Origin of the sequence: Leptospira idonii, assembly GCF_004770995.1 — a bacterium.
GTDB lineage: Bacteria > Spirochaetota > Leptospiria > Leptospirales > Leptospiraceae > Leptospira_A > Leptospira_A idonii.
In genome coordinates, this window is record NZ_RQHW01000047.1 from 90,598 (window position 1) to 107,211 (window position 16,614).

The 16,614-nt window shown below is 41.4% G+C and carries 16 protein-coding genes; 4 read left to right on the forward strand and 12 right to left on the reverse strand.

Annotation, left to right across the window (positions count from 1 at the left end; all coding sequences use genetic code 11):
• Nucleotides 1-24 precede the first annotated feature (24 nt).
• Genes EHS15_RS12290 through gap form a run of 7 tightly spaced genes read right to left on the reverse strand, consistent with a single transcriptional unit; the run spans nt 25 to nt 6,119 of the window.
• The gene (locus EHS15_RS12290) at nt 25-1,029 is read right to left on the reverse strand and encodes a response regulator (protein ID WP_135760875.1); all 1,005 of its coding nucleotides are present in this window, start codon (nt 1,027-1,029) and stop codon (nt 25-27) included.
• Nucleotides 1,026-2,153: an LIC_12097 family sensor histidine kinase gene (locus tag EHS15_RS12295; protein ID WP_210416345.1), complete on the reverse strand. Its 1,128-nt coding sequence runs from the start codon at nt 2,151-2,153 to the stop codon at nt 1,026-1,028. The genes EHS15_RS12290 and EHS15_RS12295 overlap by 4 nt, the downstream gene beginning before the upstream one ends.
• A gap of 30 nt (nt 2,154-2,183) precedes the next feature.
• Complete coding sequence (locus tag EHS15_RS12300; RefSeq protein ID WP_167884224.1) at nt 2,184-2,852, reverse strand: LIC_12096 family protein; 669 nt, start codon at nt 2,850-2,852, stop codon at nt 2,184-2,186.
• On the reverse strand, nt 2,815-3,159 hold the full coding sequence (gene secG / locus EHS15_RS12305; protein ID WP_135760877.1) for a preprotein translocase subunit SecG: 345 nt from the start codon (nt 3,157-3,159) through the stop codon (nt 2,815-2,817). Before secG ends, EHS15_RS12300 begins: the two co-directional genes overlap by 38 nt.
• A 9-nt stretch (nt 3,160-3,168) precedes the next feature.
• The gene (gene tpiA, locus EHS15_RS12310; RefSeq protein WP_135760878.1) at nt 3,169-3,921 is read right to left on the reverse strand and encodes a triose-phosphate isomerase; all 753 of its coding nucleotides are present in this window, start codon (nt 3,919-3,921) and stop codon (nt 3,169-3,171) included.
• 1 nt (nt 3,922) lies between these two features.
• Entirely contained in the window at nt 3,923-5,110 is a 1,188-nt protein-coding gene (locus EHS15_RS12315; protein WP_135760879.1) for a phosphoglycerate kinase, read from the reverse strand.
• A 1-nt stretch (nt 5,111) separates the two neighbouring features.
• Nucleotides 5,112-6,119, reverse strand: a complete 1,008-nt coding sequence (gene gap / locus EHS15_RS12320; RefSeq protein WP_135760880.1) for a type I glyceraldehyde-3-phosphate dehydrogenase — start codon at nt 6,117-6,119, stop codon at nt 5,112-5,114.
• Nucleotides 6,120-6,466: 347 nt separating this feature from the next.
• Between gap and EHS15_RS12325 the strand changes: the two genes are divergently transcribed.
• Together EHS15_RS12325 and EHS15_RS12330 are read left to right on the forward strand one after the other, a co-directional pair.
• Nucleotides 6,467-8,032 (forward strand): methyl-accepting chemotaxis protein, encoded by a 1,566-nt coding sequence (locus EHS15_RS12325; protein ID WP_135760881.1) that lies wholly within the window; start codon nt 6,467-6,469, stop codon nt 8,030-8,032.
• Complete coding sequence (locus EHS15_RS12330) at nt 8,029-9,480, forward strand: RecQ family ATP-dependent DNA helicase (RefSeq protein WP_246052133.1); 1,452 nt, start codon at nt 8,029-8,031, stop codon at nt 9,478-9,480. The genes EHS15_RS12325 and EHS15_RS12330 overlap by 4 nt, the downstream gene beginning before the upstream one ends.
• Here EHS15_RS12330 and EHS15_RS12335 read toward each other — a convergent pair.
• Complete coding sequence (locus EHS15_RS12335) at nt 9,477-10,328, reverse strand: hypothetical protein (protein ID WP_135760882.1); 852 nt, start codon at nt 10,326-10,328, stop codon at nt 9,477-9,479. The genes EHS15_RS12330 and EHS15_RS12335 overlap by 4 nt on opposite strands.
• Before the next feature lie 119 nt (nt 10,329-10,447).
• Between EHS15_RS12335 and EHS15_RS12340 the strand changes: the two genes are divergently transcribed.
• Nucleotides 10,448-11,530, forward strand: coding sequence for a hypothetical protein (locus EHS15_RS12340; RefSeq protein ID WP_135760883.1), 1,083 nt, complete (start codon nt 10,448-10,450; stop codon nt 11,528-11,530).
• A 117-nt stretch (nt 11,531-11,647) separates the two neighbouring features.
• Here EHS15_RS12340 and EHS15_RS12345 read toward each other — a convergent pair whose 3' ends face one another.
• From EHS15_RS12345 to lepB, 4 genes are read right to left on the reverse strand one after another with little or no spacing between them, the layout of a single operon-like run.
• Nucleotides 11,648-12,157: a GDYXXLXY domain-containing protein gene (locus tag EHS15_RS12345; RefSeq protein ID WP_135760884.1), complete on the reverse strand. Its 510-nt coding sequence runs from the start codon at nt 12,155-12,157 to the stop codon at nt 11,648-11,650.
• Entirely contained in the window at nt 12,154-13,134 is a 981-nt protein-coding gene (locus tag EHS15_RS12350; RefSeq protein ID WP_167884225.1) for a DUF4401 domain-containing protein, read from the reverse strand. The genes EHS15_RS12345 and EHS15_RS12350 overlap by 4 nt, the downstream gene beginning before the upstream one ends.
• Entirely contained in the window at nt 13,131-14,030 is a 900-nt protein-coding gene (locus EHS15_RS12355; RefSeq protein WP_135760886.1) for a DUF2157 domain-containing protein, read from the reverse strand. Before EHS15_RS12355 ends, EHS15_RS12350 begins: the two co-directional genes overlap by 4 nt.
• A gap of 3 nt (nt 14,031-14,033) precedes the next feature.
• Nucleotides 14,034-14,564, reverse strand: coding sequence for a signal peptidase I (lepB, locus tag EHS15_RS12360; protein WP_135760887.1), 531 nt, complete (start codon nt 14,562-14,564; stop codon nt 14,034-14,036).
• Between the two features lie 146 nt (nt 14,565-14,710).
• Here lepB and uvrC point away from each other — a divergent pair, with 146 nt between their 5' ends.
• Entirely contained in the window at nt 14,711-16,558 is a 1,848-nt protein-coding gene (gene uvrC, locus EHS15_RS12365) for an excinuclease ABC subunit UvrC (protein WP_135760888.1), read from the forward strand.
• Nucleotides 16,559-16,614 lie beyond the last annotated feature (56 nt).

The window sequence follows — 16,614 nt, forward strand, 5'->3', positions numbered from 1 at the left end:
CGATATCTTCTACTTTATCCCTTTCTATTTGTTTTCAATTTCGTAAATGGACAGGGACTTGAAGCCGGTTCTTCCTTCCCTATTGATCATCGCAATCGTTTCCGTACATTTGCCCGGTTCTATATTGAAGATCAATTGATCCGAAATTTCCCTGCATATATAAAGTCCTCTTCCATGAGAATCTTCCAGTCCTTTGGGGAAACCTGTGTTGTCGTCGATGCTGATATGGCGATCCAATCGGTGAAGTATCTCTTCTTTCTTTAAGGAACCGAACTGATCTCTCACTACGATGAATAAGGTTGTGGCAGTGGAGCCGTATCCCACCAAAAAATAATCTTCCGGTGAAAGTTCGATATTATCTACAGGCACCACCATATCGTGCGAAGGGATTTCGAATTGATATTTGTAATCGCCTGCGTTCGTTCTGGGAGCACGGATCATCGCATTGGAAGTGAGTTCTTCCAAAACCTGCTGAATCGCTTTGGGCGCTCCTAATTGAATCAAATACTTGGAAATCTTTCCGCAAAGGATGGATCTGTCTTGGTCCGATCTGATTTGTTTGAAGATGACTCCGTTTTTAGGAGCTTCTTCGAATTCACTGCTGATGTTTTGGTTTTGAATCACGAAGTCCGAATTGAAATATTTTTCCACGCCGAAAATGTCCGTGGAAAGAAGTTTCTCTACCATGACTTCAATTAGGTGAATGTCCAAAAAGGAATATTTGGGAATGATGTTCCAGATATGATACTCTTTCGCATAACGAATGTAGTCGTTGATATTGTATGCGGTCATGAGAGCGTAAAGAACCTTGGGGTATTCTTTTTGGATGAACTTCACCACGTCGATTCCCGATTTTCCGGGAAGGCGGATGTCCGTAATTGTGAGATCTATTTCCTGATTGGAAAGATGCCATGCGGCTTCTTCGAAATGTTCCGCTCCATAAACATTGTATTTGATGGAAAGCAGATCCATAATCGCTTCCCGGATGGAATGAATATCTTCTACGATGAGGATTGATTTTTTTTTCATACGGCGGTCTCCGTGATGTCGCTGGTGACGGGAAAGGAAATGGTGAATCTTGTTTTTTGTTCGGAAGATTTGACTGTGATGTTTCCGTCATGTTCTTTAACGATCGAATAACAAATGGAAAGTCCCAGACCGGTTCCCGTTCCGGATTTATTATTGGTAAAAAATGGATCGAATATTTTTTGTATGATGGATTCGGGGATTCCTCCCGCATCGTCTTCCACGATGATATGAATCCAATTTTTCGTTTTTCTCACATCAATTGTGATTTCACCCGGTCTGTAATCGAACGCTTGGAGAGAGTTCCTGAAAAGGTTCATAAACAATCGTTCCATTTTCGCAGGATGAAAAGGGAATTGATACTCGTGATCATAAACCAATTTCCAATTGATGTTTTTACTTAAGTGAGGATAAAGCCGCACCACCGTATCTTTCGCTCTGTTGATCGTATCTATGATGTCTCCCAATGTCGCTTTCACTTTGTCCGACTTTGCGAAGGAGATGATATCGGAAACGATGATGGCCGCTCTCGATATATCGTTTTTGATCATATCGAGTCTTTTTTCGATCTGTTCGTGAGTGGCGTTCTGCCAATTCGCTTTTAAATTCTGAAGTGTTAGGCTAATTCCCGTTAAAGGGTTGTTTAACTCGTGCGCGATTCCTGAAATGAGAATTCCTAACGAGGCTAGGTTTCTCATTCTGAAAGATTCTTCTTCTTTCTCTTTTTGTTTTGTGACGTCAGAGATTTTTTCTACGATCCAATACTCACCTTCGTTTTTAGGGTAGGGATAAAACTCCAATTGAAGGGTTTGTTTTTTCTCCTCCATTCGGAAAAAAATTTCCCTGGAAGTGGGATTCGGCTGCGTTTTAACCCCTGACTGCTCCTTGTTTCGTGCATTGATCGTAGGGCAGTAGGGACAAACATCCGTTCGTTGGTAAAGTATTTCGTAACATGGTTTGTCCAAAACATCTTCGAAATTATAATTTTTTGCGAACTTTATCGTCGCTAAATTGGCTCTTTGGATTCTATAATCGGAGTCGATCAGTACGAGAGGGTCTTGGACAACGTCATAAATCGCTTCCAACTCCCTCGCTTTTTCCGCAATTTTTTCAACTGATTTTGGCATTTCCGAAGGATTAGACATCTTTTGGACCTGTTAATAGCGAAGAGATTGGTTCAATTGTTTCATCATATTCTTCTGCCCTTTGATTCCTTGGTTTTTTTGCAAGGCGAGTATGGAAGAAATTTGAGAATGAAAATCCAATAGAAATTTGATGTAAAAATCTTTTTTGAAATTGTTTCGTTCCGGTTTGATGTCTTCGTTTTTTAGATCCGAAAGATTGATTTTCGAACTTCCTTCGATTCCAGAAAATAAAATCTCCATATCATTCAATACTTCATCCAAAGGGGTGTTGTCTAGAATGATCGTTTTCGATTTTTGTTCGATCTGCACATCTTCCTCTATCACGGATACTTCCACTTTAGAAAGAACGGATCCGTTGAATTCCAAAAGAAGGGACTTCTCTTCGGATCGTTTCAGTTTGGATTTTGAATTCGGTTCCGTTTCGATATTGAACTTTCTGATACGCAGACCTGTTCGATTGGGATAGTTTCCTATGAACTGGATGGTTGTATTGGCAGGGAGAGTGTCCAGAGTTTGGTAAGACAAAAGCTCTCTGGCTCTTACCAAATCTTTGTAGATGGATAGAATTTCTTTGTCTAAAAGTTTTTCCCTCGTTTCATGTGCTGTTTGCGAATGAACCGAAACAGCACTGAAAAGTATGATGCTACTGAGGAGTGGTGGGAGCAGTCGTCGGAGTTTCATTTGCGCCTGCAGGTGTTTGAGGAGCTTCCAAACTGGACTCAGCTTCCGGTTCCGGCAAAAGCACATCGTCTTTTTTTGCAAAAAGAAAAGACAGAGTGAGAGAAAGCAGAATGAAAAGCACAGCCGCCACTCTAGTTGTTTTTGTCATAACGTCCGCAGTAGAAGCACCAAACACGGATTGGCTGGCAGTGGAACCGCCAAGCATACCTGCGCTTCCCCCTTTCCCTGTTTGAATCATTACGAGTAGAATCAAAAAGAGAGAAAGCAATACGAAAAGAGTTAAAATTGTTCCTATAAAAAATCCCATGGTTTTTCCTTATTTAATCAATGCTAAAAATGAATCTAATTTTTGGCTCGCTCCACCTACCAGTCCGCCGTCAATATTCGGTTTGGAGAGTAGGGATGCGATGTTGTCCGGTTTTACGGATCCACCGTAAAGAATTTGAAGGGATTCGGAAACTTCCTTACCACCTACAAATAGACCGGCGATTTCGTTACGAATGAAAGCATGTGCTTCTTCCGCTTGTTCCGGGGTCGCTACTTTTCCTGTACCGATCGCCCAAACCGGTTCGTAAGCTACGATGAGTTTGGAGAATAGGGCGCTTTCAATTCCCTTTAACCCTTGTTTGATTTGAGTGCTGAGAACGGAGAAAGTATTTCCCGATTCTCTTTCCGCCAAGGTTTCTCCGATGCAATACACCACTCTGAAACCTTGTCCCAAAAGAAACTTTATCTTTTCATTACAAATCTCGTTTGTTTCTCCTAGGAATTGACGTCTTTCCGAGTGACCTACTAAAGAAGTTGTGATTCCTATTTCTCTGAGTTGAGCAGGAGCAATTTCTCCCGTCATGGCTGTCAGAGCTGCAGGATATGCGTTTTGAGAACCTACTACTATATTCGTTTCTCCTAAAATAGAAGAAACGGAAGGAAGATGAATGAAACTTGGAAAGACCATCACTTCCGCATCGGTCTTGCTCGGCAGTTTTTCTTTCAGACCGGATGCAATCGCATTCGCTTCCGAAAGAGTGAGATTCATTTTCCAATTTCCTGCGATGATCTTTCTTCTCATATCAGTCTTCCTTTTTCACCAAACAGGCAACACCTGGTAGGGTTTTTCCTTCTAAAAATTCGAGAGAGGCTCCTCCGCCGGTAGAGATGTGAGTGATTTTATCCGCCACACCTGCTTTGTTTACGGCTGCGATGGAATCTCCTCCTCCTACTACCGTTTTGGCTTTGGATTTACTCACAGCTTTTGCGATTTCAATCGTGCCTTTTGCAAATTTATCCATTTCGAAAACTCCCATAGGGCCGTTCCAGAGAATGGTTTTTGCTTCTTTGATGACTTTGATATAGTTGTCGATGGTTTTAGGTCCGATGTCCATTGCCATCCAACCTTCGGCGATTCCCATTTTATCGACTGTTTTCGTTTTTGCGTTCGCATCGAATTTATCCGCAATCACATGATCGACTGGGATTTGTAAGTCGATCCCGTTGATCCCCGCTCTGTCGATGAGTTGGAAAGCTTGGGATTCGAACTCTTTTTCGAAAAGGGAATTTCCGATCGGAACCGCTCTGGATTTAAGGAATGTGTAAGACATTCCTCCTCCAATGAGAAGGTGATCCACTTTATCACTTAGGTTTTTTAAGATCGCAAATTTGGAGGAAACTTTAGATCCTCCTACGATGGCTACGAAAGGACGTTCCGGACGAGCGAGTAGTCCGCTTAACATCTCTATTTCTTTGCGCATCAGTAGACCTGCGAAAGCAGGAAGAAGATGAGCGACTCCTTCCGTAGAAGCATGAGCTCTATGTGCGGCACCGAATGCGTCGTTTACATATACTTCCGCAAGTTCCGCTAATTTTTTGCAGAAACCTTTTTCGTTTTCCTCTTCTTCTTTGTGGTAACGTAGATTTTCCAAAAGAAGAATCTCTCCGTCCGCAAGCCCTTTGGAAAGAGCCACTGCTTCTGCACCTACCACATTTTCCGAAAACACTACTTTGCTTTTGGTCAGTTTGGAAAACGCATCAAACACGGGTCTCATGGAAAATTCAGGATCCGGTTTGCCTTTGGGGCGGCCTAAATGGCTGCCAATGATGACACGAGCTCCCTTGGAAACAAGGAGCTCGATTGTGGGAAGTGTCTTCTCAATTCGCGTGATGTCGGTCGCTTTCCCGTTTTCCACGGGAACGTTGAAATCTACTCTTAAGAAGACTCTTTTGCCTTTGAAATTTTCGCTTTCGATTTTAGGAAGATTCATCTTAACCTTTTTTTGCCATGTAACGGATCAGGTCGATCACTCTGTTCGAGTAACCCATCTCGTTGTCATACCAAGATACTAGTTTGAAGAAGTTTGCGTTGAGTTCGATACAAGCATCCGCATCGAAGATGGAAGAAAGCTTGGAACCAAGGAAATCGTTGGATACAACCATATCTTCCGTATAACCGAGGATACCTTTCATGGAACCTTCGGAAGCTTCTTTCATTTTCTTTTTGATCTCAGCGAGGTTGGTCGCTTTTTCCGTGCGAACAGTCAAATCCACAACGGATACGTCCGGGGTTGGAACTCTAAAAGACATACCTGTGAGTTTTCCGTTCACTTCCGGAATACAAAGACCTACCGCCTTGGCAGCACCAGTGGAAGCTGGAATGATGTTTTGAGCCGCACCACGACCGCCACGGAAGTCTTTCTTGGAAGGACCGTCTACGGTAGGTTGTGTGGCAGTCATCGCATGGATGGTGGTCATCAAACCTTCGATGATTCCGAAATTGTCTAAAACGACTTTAGTGATGGGAGCTAGGCAGTTGGTAGTGCAGGATGCGTTGGAAACTACGTGATCTACGGATGGATTGTATTTCTCGTTGTTTACTCCCATTACGAAAGTAGGGATGTCTTTGTCTTTTGCAGGAGCGGAGATCACTACTTTTTTCGCACCGGCTTTGATGTGTTTTTCCGCACCGACTCTGTCCGTAAAAAGTCCGGTAGATTCGATCACGAAATCCACACCTAGTTCTTTCCACGGGAGTTTTTCAGGATCGCGCTCGGAGAAACATTTTACCGTTTTTCCATCGATGATCATTTCATTTTCCGTGTGGGAAACTTCCCCGTCAAATCGGCCGTGAGTGGAATCGTATTTGAATAGGTAAGACAGGTTGTCTGGTGTGACAAGATCGTTGATGGCAACGAATTCCAAATTTGGGTCTTTGATTCCCGAACGAAGGACGAGTCGTCCGATACGCCCGAAGCCGTTGATAGCGATTTTTACCATGAAATTCTCCTAGAGATGGTATGTTTTTAGTAAAATACAGGATTTAATTAACAAAATTACGGATTACAGCCCTCTGTCACTCATTTTATGGAACCCTTTTCTCTCGAAACGGATTTCCCGATTTCGTCGTTTTATGGGTTGAACCGGGTTCAAAGAACGGGGGATGGAAGTGCTTTTTCGGGTGAAAAATCGGCTTCTCGGACTTCCTTTTTCTAAAAACGTACATTCTGTAACATTCCTGTTTTTTAGTAGAATAATTCTGCTTCTGTTCTTTTCTTAACTTAGTTTTCCCAAGTCTATTGTTTGTAAGTTGAGAACGGAAACATTGTTAAGAGATTGAATTATATATGGATGAAGATTTAAAAATTGAGCGCGCGATTACATTTCGAGGGGAACGAATTGTCACTACTGTCCGGTTCTGTCTGGCAGGAGTATTCACCCTAGCCACTGCGATCGGAATCTCCAGCGTAGGATTCACTCCGGTAAACGTCTCTTATTTGGCAGGAACCGGATATTTCCTCATCAACACGGTTTTGAATTATTCTTTTTTAAAACTGAAAAAACTTCCTATCTGGATGATCTATTATGCCGCCATCAGTGAAGTGGCAGTCATTTTCGGACTCAGGCTTGCCAATTCCCTTTTGACTGTGAACGGGATCGATGAAACAGCTAAAGGCAGAAACCTGTATATGGTCATAGTGATCTTCATCACTCTTCTTCCTTTAAGAAATAACATCCGTTTTACTGCAGTTCTAGGGCTTATCATCCTTTCCTTTGAAATCACCCTTCAGGTGATTCTGGGTCAGATCGGTCTTTCTTTCCCTGTCGTTTCCAATTTCGGAGTGAGGGAAGTGAGCATCATAGATACGATCAATGCGGACATCTTTCTCGCCACTGCCATTCTCATCACAGGGCTTGCCACCAAACTATTGAACGGTTATTTGAAAGAATCGAGACAAAACGAAAGAATTGCAGTGCAAACCATAGAGAAAAACGAATCGATCTTACAAGGTTTGAAAAGTTCTACGGAACAAATGGAGAATATCAAAACGTTCGCTGCCTCTTTTCTCTCCGAACTTCAGAAAGGTTTGAATACTCAGGCTTCCGTTTCCGAAGAATCTTCCGCAAAGATGGAGGAAATTTCTTCAGCAGCCAGACTCATCTCCGAATCCACAAACCATCAGCAGGATCAAATCACAATCGCAGACAAACAAACCCACAAACTGCAAAACGATTTCACCGCTTTGAAAAAAACGGTTTTGGAGACCCAGGAACATTTAAAAAATCTAAGCAAAGATTTGGATAAAGGTAAAACGGTCATTAGTGGAACGAATCAGACGATGCTCGGGATCAAAAAGTCCGCAGAAGAGATCGCAAAAACCCTGCAAGTGATGAACGAACTCGCCTCTAGAACCAATTTACTTGCGTTAAATGCATCCATTGAGGCGGCAAGAGCGGGGGAATCGGGGAAAGGTTTTTCCGTAGTGGCAGATGAGGTGAGTCATCTTGCTACACGTTCCACCACTCATACCAAGGAAATTTCGGAAAAAATCAAAAACAGTTTGGAAAAATCCAAGGAAGGAACCGAGTCTGTGTTAGGTGTGGAAGAAATCTTCCATTTGATATTCTCAGGTTTCGCACTCATCCACCAAAATTTGGAACAATGCCTTTCTTCACTGGAAGTGTTCGAACAAGAAAAGGATAAAATCGTACAATCCATCGGGATATTGAATACTCAGGCCGCTTTGGTAAGAGATTCCACGAAAGAGCAGGAATATGCATTGGAAGAAGCGAACCTGAATATTTCCCAACTGTCACGTTCCGCTTCTGAGTTTACTTCTTGGGTGGAGGAATTCGGAACTTTATATTCCTTTTTGGAAAAAACGGAAGAACTCTTGCGTAAGATCAGTTGAATCCTACTTTTTCCTTTTGGAAAGAAAAATTGGGGATCTCTGAGTTCCGGGCTTCCCAAGAACAAATCATATCCGACTTACTTTCGGATAAAAACTGTTTGGTGCTAATGCCGACGGGGATGGGTAAGTCCGTTTGTTATCAACTCCCCGCACTTGTGATGGACGGTCTTACCGTCGTCATTTCTCCTCTTATCGCTTTGATGTTGGATCAGGTTTTGAAGTTGAAAGAGAAGGGGATCGATGCCGAATACATAAACTCTTCTCTTTCCGGAGAAGAAAGAACCGCCAGATATGAAAATATAAAACGAGGAAAGTATAAAATCGTCTATGTCTCTCCTGAGCGGTTTCGAAAAAAGGAATTTCTTGCGGCGGTCTCGGAAAGAAAAGTCTCTTTACTTGCCATAGATGAAGCGCATTGCATCAGCCAGTGGGGACACGATTTTCGTCCCGATTATACTAAGATCGCCGAATTTCGGGAGATTCTAAAACGCCCCACAGTCGTTGCTTTGACTGCTACTGCGACTCAGGAAATTAGAAAAGACATCATCACTCAGATAGGAGTCGGTGAAGATGAAATCAAAGTTTACGACGAAGGGATTTGCAGACCAAATCTATATCTGGATGTAAAAACATTCGTCGACGAACCGAGTAAATACGAAGCGGTCGCAGACCTTTTGAAAGTTAAAAAAGGAAATACTGTCGTTTATTTTAATCTCATTCAAAACATAGAAAAGTTCAGCGATTTGCTCGACCGCAGAAAAATTCCCCATTCCCTATATCATGGAAAATTGGAACCTAAAGAAAGGAAACGAATCCAAAAGAAGTTTCTAAGTGCTGCTGATTCTCTTTTACTTGCTACGAATGCATTCGGAATGGGAGTCGATAAAGCAAACATACGTTCTGTGATTCATGCGGAACTTCCTTCTTCCCTAGAGGCCTACTATCAGGAAATCGGAAGAGCGGGTAGGGACGGGTTTGCTTCCGACTGTCACATCTTTTACAATCAGGACGATCTCACCGTTCTTATGGAATTCATAGAATGGCAAAATCCGGACGAAATGTTCATCAAAAGAGTTTACCAAACAGTCTCTCGTTTGGGAAACGAGCTTTCTTCCATGCAGTATGAGGATCTTCAATCCAGAGTGGTTCATAAAAACAGGGGAGACCATAGGTTGCAGACAGTTCTCAATCTCTTTGAAAGACATGGAGTGACATCCGGCAGTTTGGAAAAACATTCTTTACGATTGGTTTCCGAACTTCCTTCCGCATTAACTTCCGGTGAATTGCTTGCCGCCAAAAAGAAAGCAGGTTTGCAGAGATTGTACCAAATGATGATGTATCTCAATTCGCAGAAATGCAGAAGGGAATTCGTTTACGAATATTTCGGTGCGGATTTCAAAGGATGCGGCCAATGCGATATCTGTTCGAAAATGGAAGAAGTTGTTTAGATCAGGATATTTCCCTGGATGAGTTTTACTTCTTCGGACCAGGAATTTTTTCTGTATCCTGCATAGATTCCCGAAACCGTGAATGTTTCACCTAATTCAAGTTTAGTTGCTTCTTCGTAGTTTTTTTTGTCTACGGAGATATTCACTTTAAAGGTTTTTAATTTTTCTTCCAGGATCATTGAGATTTCGTAATTGGTCTTCATTTCCGCAGTCAAAACAGAACCGGAAGAAGTAGGCATACCCGGTTCTTCTCCTATTTCCATTCGAGTCAGATCGGCTCTTCTTCCTGTGAGCACAAGAGTGCTTTCTGAAAAATAACTATGGGCTCCTTCCGGATTGTTTGAAAAGCCATCTTGCAGTTGTTCCATGGAAATTTCTTTTGTACTTTTTGAACTCAATCGAGAAGGGAGTAGTTCCAGACTGGAGAAATTTTTTTCCATAGATTCGTCTTCTTTGTTTTCGAATCCTAAGAACCTGCCTAAAACCAATTTGATCTCATAACAATGTTCTTCTTCTCCGTAAGCATCTACAAGTTGGCCTTGGAGGGAATACCAGACGGAAGAAGGTGCCTGATAGATTTTTTCGAATTCTTGTTTGGACATTTCGAACGAAAAACAAGGAGAGTTTCCAGAAAAACCGTAAGAGGTGCGGATCTCTGCGAAATAACTTGTGATCCCGTCCATTTCGGAACTCATCCTGCTTCCTCCCCATCCGTGCAGAAGGATCGTATGGCCTCTGTATTTTTTCAAAGCGGCTTTCGTATTGGAAATGAATTCTTTTGCGATGGAATCCACATCCGTTTCTATTGTTTTTCGAAAAAGACTTCCGAACATAATTGATGCCTTCATAGAATTGTTTTTTGAAAAAAACCCCTGCCTATTCAAAAACGATAAGTAATCACTTCCCGGCATAGGGGGAATTACCCTATGTCTTGGAATTCGAAATTGGTTATGATAGAATGCCTTAGATGGACTTCCAAATTACGCAGGATACGATCCGTTTTACTTCGGAAGGTTTTTCCTTCTGGTTTCTCTGTCTGAAACTATTACTTTGTTTAGGTGGAATTGTTTTTCTTTTGTTCGGAATCTCCCGGAGAAATTCGGAGGAGGAACATAGGGAAAGCGGGAGTGCCGTCAATCATCCTTTGATTTTAATTCCTTCCGGTATCTTCTGGTTTTTGGTAGGGGTTTGGATACCCGCTTTCGGAGACGTAAATGTTCTTTCTTTGGATTCTTCCAAACAAATAGTTTTTCTTCAGATAGGGGAAGATACTCTTAGTATACCTCTTTCCGACATTCGATCCGTTTTTGTGCTCAGTCCTCCTGAAACGTTGGAGGAGGATGCTTCCGAGCAAGGGACACCTTCTCTCAGTTTGTTGACCAGAGAGGGGATGGAAATCGTTCTTGGGAATTTACTTTTTTCTCAAAGAAAACAAATTATCTCCCAATTGGATACGTCCTTGGACGTCCCCTTTGTTTATGATTGGAACAAAATTCCTATTCCTGATTTGTTATCGGGGGCCGGGACGAAAGAGGTCGTTTGGGGATCGAATCAAAATCTGAGAGGCAACTGGTTTGGCCTCGTATTCTCTCTGTATTGCTGTTCTTTGGTGTATTATTTTTCCGTCTTGCGTCCTCGTTATGAAGGCCATTCATTTTCCGGAGTAGCAATGATTTTGGGAAGTATTTGTTTTTCCCTTTTTGTGTTTTATTTTTCTCTAAAAGCGCTTTTCGCTTCTTATCAATTAACGATCGCTAAGGAAACGATCGATCTGCGAGTCCGTATGTTCGGAGCCGTAGTGGAAGAAGTTAGAATCGATAAATCTCAGTTAGCGGGAACTTATCTTCCTGTCATCCTAGATGGAAATTCAAACTGCCAAATGTATTTTCTTTTGAAACATCCCACTCTCAAAGAAACCTACCAAACGATTTTGGAAGATCGATGGAAAGGTTCCTTTCGTTTTGATGAACCGGGGAAGTTTTACAAATTGGATCTATGTGCTCTTCCTCTTTCAGAAAGGCACTCTCTTTTGAAACAATTGTATCGGTAGGGTGTAGTGGTGATTAAATTAACTATTGTTACTTTTTTTCGTATGAGCGATCGTCCGTTTATGTGGTTTGTTTGATTTTCAGTTCAAATAAACCACAACATATCCTTGAATCTTTATTTAAGGATTATTTTTCGTCGCTGCAACTATCTCTTTCTTATTCTCATCGTACAAAGCAACCAGCAGTTTGTCTCCATTCTCACCTACACGAAGACCTGCAAATTTCGCAGCTTCGAATGTTTTTCCAGTACCTTCTTGAAAGAAATAAGATTCAGCTCCGATTTTGATCTGATAGTCTGAGCGATAGTATTTCAAACATCTTTCTCCTTGTTTTAGATCATCTATCGATTCGGAAAGACGAATGGCTTCCAAAACGGACTCGTTCGTTGTTTTGAATACTAGGCATCCTCTTTTAAAGTTTTGTTCTGAATTATCAAAAGCAGACCAGTCGTAATTGAGGATCATATAGTCTCCCTGCAAAAGAGATCTGGGATCTAAGGGAGCCAAAGGGATGAGTACGAATTGTCCTTCTTTGCGGATCTTTTCCTTTTGAATCGTTGCATAGAAAATAAAGCCTAATAGAAGAACCGCATTGACCGCAACTAAAATCGTTTTAAGAATAGGATTCATTCTGTTACGCCTTCTTTTTTTGAGAGTTTGAATTGCCAGATTGCATAAATCGCCAAAAATAAAATCCCGCTTAAAATCATCTGGTAAGATTTATATAGCAAAGTTGTTTCCATCGCATAATAGTAGTAGGTGAGGTATCCGAGAGAAGAGAAAACACCGAACCATTGTGCAGGTCTTTGAGAGTAGGCAAATCCTAAGAAGAGTATGAATATGCTCCCTGAGATTCCCGGATGATAGACTGTCGGTAAAAATATGAGAACGGTTAAAAGAAAGATTCCGAATAAAAATTCTTTTTTCCATTTCAATTTTATATAAAGCTGATTCCAAAGTAATACAAACAGAGTGATCCAAATCAAAACGCTGGTTGTAAGAGAAATGGAACGAGCTAAATCCGCATCTTCATCTATCAAAGGAAAAACGAAAAGTCCCGCCAAACTTAATGTAAGTGCTTCTTTTGCGGAACTAAGCAGGGAAGAAACAGGTTCGTTTTTCTCTATCGCCTGGGAGTGAGTTTTTGACGTCCAATACAAAGCCAGCATCACTGCATATAAAAGAATCGGAAACAAGATCGATAGTTTTGTATCAATAAGAATCACCACCAAAGAAATGATTCCTATAATCACCGACAAAAACTTCTGAATGGAACTTTGAAACACTGCGTAGAGTATCAGTTGTAGAAAAAAGATAAGAACACAGATACTCACGATATCGAATGTGAAGATATCTGCAAATCCGAATAAAAAAAGCCCTTGTCCCAGGTTTACAAAACTAATGATAGTCGGTTCTATAAAACCGTTATCTTTCCGGAAAGACAAAGCGGTGGAGACAACGATGAATACTATACCTAAGAAAATGACCACAGGAGTCGAATTCAATAGCTCGAATAAACCAAGAAAGAGAAGTAAAAAACTTCCCGCCATTGATGCTCCGTAGAAGGTGAGGAGACGGATGTACCAGGGAATTTGAGTTTCTTTCATTTGTTTTGAACTCCTTTTCTGAGTCGAAGCAAGTGGATTACGCTTGCAGTTGTGCATCCGATCACTAGTAAAAAGCTGAGTAAAAATTGGTCTATATCTTCGCCTGGATAATAATGAGAGAAACAGAATGTGATATAAATCAAAAATTCGATCGAAAGGAAAGTGAGTGCCGCCAAATCGAAGAATAGAAAACGATAAATATAGTAAATACCAGCTAACAAAAATAATTTGAAAATCAAGTAAATACCCAATCCTGACTCTTCCTCACCGGAAGGAGTAAAAAAACCTAATTGAAACCAGCCTAAGGCTAAAACGAGAATTACGCTGGGAAACCAAATAGATCTTTGTCCTTGATTTTCTGAATAGAATTTTTGTTTGATTTCGTAGATTCCCAAAATCAATATATTGATAAAGAAAATGAAATCAAAAACCCATCTGCTGGGGGAATGAGGCATTACCTGGGCTTGATAGAGAAGATAAGTCAGATTGATGAGAAAGATCCACAGAGACCAAAGGATATAGGATTTGGAGGAAAGAACAATTAGGAAACTGAAAATGGTCCAGCCAAAGAACAAATCGTACGCATCTGCCCCAGTCTGATAAATTTGTCCGAATACCAATAATAATTGTCCTACCAAAACAAAGGCCAATACTCCTAGTATTTCCGTAATCCAAGGTTTAGAGAGTTTTAGGGAGTAAACGAAAGAAGCTACAGCAAATATAGAACCAACCAGAATCAATTTGGCATATCTATGAAGTTCGTTCCAATTGAATGCGAAGAAAAAGATAATTCCTGTGATTAGAAAGATGAATCCGAAAAGAAAGAAAAATCTTTTTCCGAACTCGGACCAATCTTGCAGATCGGGAAGCGCGTTTTGTTTTTTCTCAAATAACATAGATTACCAGACCTTCCCTATAATAAAAGTTTCTTGAACCGGTCCTAATTCTCTGGAGTCGATCCCCATCTCCCGATTGTCGCAGAGCAGATAATAGTTTTTTTCCGGGACAGTGATGTTTTGTTTTTCATCCGATTCCGTTTTACCTGAAGGTAGAAGAGAAAAGTTTTCTTTTTCTTTTACGGGAAATGTTTCTCTGGGAACTTGAATTCCGTTGCGAAAGGCTTCTCTTTTGGAGATGGAGATTTGATCTCCCGGTTTTCCCAAAACCCTTGCCAAAATATAAGATTCCGGATTGAGAGGGGATTTCGCCAGAACCACATCTCCAACTAAGAGAGATTTAGCGGAAAATAACTTATTGATATAGACAGTGTCCCCTTTTTTAAAGCTGGGTTCCATAAAGGAGTTGGCTACTTCCAGGGGAGTGAGGATTTTATATTTGAAAACAGTCGCTAAAACGGCGCCTAGAAGCAAGGGGATGCCTACTTGTAGAAAACGATCTTTGATGGTTAATTTTTGCCTGGACTTGGACATGAAACCCCTTCTTACCCGAATTTGTTCTACTATTTGTAACCCCTGGGGATAACTGTCAATTTGTCTTTTGCCATTTCACTCGGGAATGCGCTTGCGTCTGTGCTCTTCGCTCGGAATAGTTAAAAAACATCGTTCGTCTAAATATTATGAAAGATCCTTTCGTTTTGAAATCCATTCAGGAGAAAATTAAGAATCTCGGTTCCGTTCCGGGATGTTATCTCTGGAAAAACGATCAGAACGAAGTCATTTACGTCGGCAAGGCGATCAAATTGGAATCAAGGGTCAGATCCTATCTGAATCCGAATCATTCCGACCGCAAAACAAGAGCTTTGTACGAAGAACTCCAGGATTTGGATTGGATCGCTACGGGAACGGAAGCAGAAGCTTTGATCCTGGAAGCGACTTTAATCAAAAAATACAATCCTAAATTCAATGTTAGGCTTAAAGACGATAAACGATATCCTTTCATCTGCGTTTCCACAAGTGAAGCATATCCTATGGTTTTTTTGACCAGAAAGGTCAAAGACAACGGAGATCGTTTTTTCGGACCGTACACGGATGTAAAGGCGGCAAGAGACAGTCTCGAACTCATCCACCGTATTTTTCCTGTTAGGAAAACGAAACTCAAACTTCCTTTGGCGAAACCGCAACGCCCCTGCCTCAATTTTCATATGAATCGATGTTTAGGACCTTGCCAGGGAAATATCAGTAGAGAAGTATATTCGGAACTTATCGATCAAATCCTCAGCTTTTTGGAAGGTAAAAAGGAAGGCCTCGTACAAAGACTTAAAACTTCCATGATGGCTTCCTCGGAAAAGATGGAATATGAAAGAGCTCTGTATCTCAGGAACAGAATCGAGCAAATCAATCAAATCCGTCAAAAACAGACTGTTGTTAGTTTGGATGGAGGTGAGGAAGACATCATCGCCTTCGCCAGAAGAGACAATGAGGGACAGGTTATCGTTCTGGAAGTCAGAGGCGGCAGACTTGAGAATAAAAAATCTTTTCCTATCACTGGTTTGGAAATGTCCTCCGAGGAGGAGATCATCCAAGCCTTCCTAAGGGATTATTATCTGAAAGTGAATCTTCTTCCCAATTTGATCATACTTCCTGTTTCTGCGAAGGGAAATTACCAAGCGGTTTTGGAAGTGATTCGAGACAATACAGGGATTCTTCCTAAACTTAAATTTCCTGAGGCAGGGCAGAAAAAATCCTTACTTCGGTTAGCTGAGAAAAATGCAGAACTTTCCCTCACGGAAAGAATCCTCGCTACAAAATTGAGAGATCAATCCGTCGCCATGAAGGAGATCCAGGAAAAACTTAAACTTTCTTCTTCTCCTAGAGTGATTGAATGTTACGATATCTCCCATTTTCAAGGGTCTCTTCCCGTTGCCAGCGGAGTGATGTTCGTCGACGGCAAACCTTATAAGTCCGGTTATCGTCATTATAAAATCAGAGGTTACGAAGGTATCAACGATCCAGGTATGATGCACGAAGTGATCGGAAGAAGATTATCCCATCTGTTAAATGAGGAAGAACCTCTTCCCGATTTGATCGTAATCGACGGAGGATGGACTCAGTTATCTCGCGCAGCGGAAGCTGCATTGGCTTTGGATCTGGGACATCTTCCTATGGTTGGGCTGGCGAAGAAAAGGGAAGAAATTTATTTCCCGGGAGAAAAAGACCCTTATACTTTCGACATTCACTCTCCCATGATGCGGCTTCTCAGAATGCTTCGGGACGAAGCGCATAGGTTCGGCGTCACTTACCAAAGAGATCTTCGTAAGAAAAAAACTCTCAAATCTTTGTTAGATGATATTCCCGATATAGGTGCTGTGAGGAGAAGGGCACTTCTTCGTTATTTCCAAGGTAAAAAGAAAGTGGAAGATGCGACTTTTCCCGAGTTGAAACAGGTTCCAGGAATCGGGGATAAACTTGCGGAAAAAATTTGGGAGGAAATCAAAAAGATCAAAGAAAAACAGAAAAATCCTTAAAAACAAAAACTTTTTAGAACCAAACTCTCTTCTTTTTCCCTTTCTTCGGCAGAGGA

Excerpts from the sequence above, each read along its gene's own strand:
- EHS15_RS12290 (WP_135760875.1), bottom strand. The coding sequence starts at position 1,029 with ATGAAAAAAAAATCAATCCTCATCGTAGAAGATATTCATTCCATCCGG.
- EHS15_RS12295 (WP_210416345.1), bottom strand. The coding sequence starts at position 2,153 with ATGCCAAAATCAGTTGAAAAAATTGCGGAAAAAGCGAGGGAGTTGGAA.
- EHS15_RS12300 (WP_167884224.1), bottom strand. The coding sequence starts at position 2,852 with ATGAAACTCCGACGACTGCTCCCACCACTCCTCAGTAGCATCATACTT.
- secG (WP_135760877.1), bottom strand. The coding sequence starts at position 3,159 with ATGGGATTTTTTATAGGAACAATTTTAACTCTTTTCGTATTGCTTTCT.
- tpiA (WP_135760878.1), bottom strand. The coding sequence starts at position 3,921 with ATGAGAAGAAAGATCATCGCAGGAAATTGGAAAATGAATCTCACTCTT.
- EHS15_RS12315 (WP_135760879.1), bottom strand. The coding sequence starts at position 5,110 with ATGAATCTTCCTAAAATCGAAAGCGAAAATTTCAAAGGCAAAAGAGTC.
- gap (WP_135760880.1), bottom strand. The coding sequence starts at position 6,119 with ATGGTAAAAATCGCTATCAACGGCTTCGGGCGTATCGGACGACTCGTC.
- EHS15_RS12325 (WP_135760881.1), top strand. The coding sequence starts at position 6,467 with ATGGATGAAGATTTAAAAATTGAGCGCGCGATTACATTTCGAGGGGAA.
- EHS15_RS12335 (WP_135760882.1), bottom strand. The coding sequence starts at position 10,328 with ATGAAGGCATCAATTATGTTCGGAAGTCTTTTTCGAAAAACAATAGAA.
- EHS15_RS12340 (WP_135760883.1), top strand. The coding sequence starts at position 10,448 with ATGGACTTCCAAATTACGCAGGATACGATCCGTTTTACTTCGGAAGGT.
- EHS15_RS12345 (WP_135760884.1), bottom strand. The coding sequence starts at position 12,157 with ATGAATCCTATTCTTAAAACGATTTTAGTTGCGGTCAATGCGGTTCTT.
- EHS15_RS12350 (WP_167884225.1), bottom strand. The coding sequence starts at position 13,134 with ATGAAAGAAACTCAAATTCCCTGGTACATCCGTCTCCTCACCTTCTAC.
- EHS15_RS12355 (WP_135760886.1), bottom strand. The coding sequence starts at position 14,030 with ATGTTATTTGAGAAAAAACAAAACGCGCTTCCCGATCTGCAAGATTGG.
- lepB (WP_135760887.1), bottom strand. The coding sequence starts at position 14,564 with ATGTCCAAGTCCAGGCAAAAATTAACCATCAAAGATCGTTTTCTACAA.
- uvrC (WP_135760888.1), top strand. The coding sequence starts at position 14,711 with ATGAAAGATCCTTTCGTTTTGAAATCCATTCAGGAGAAAATTAAGAAT.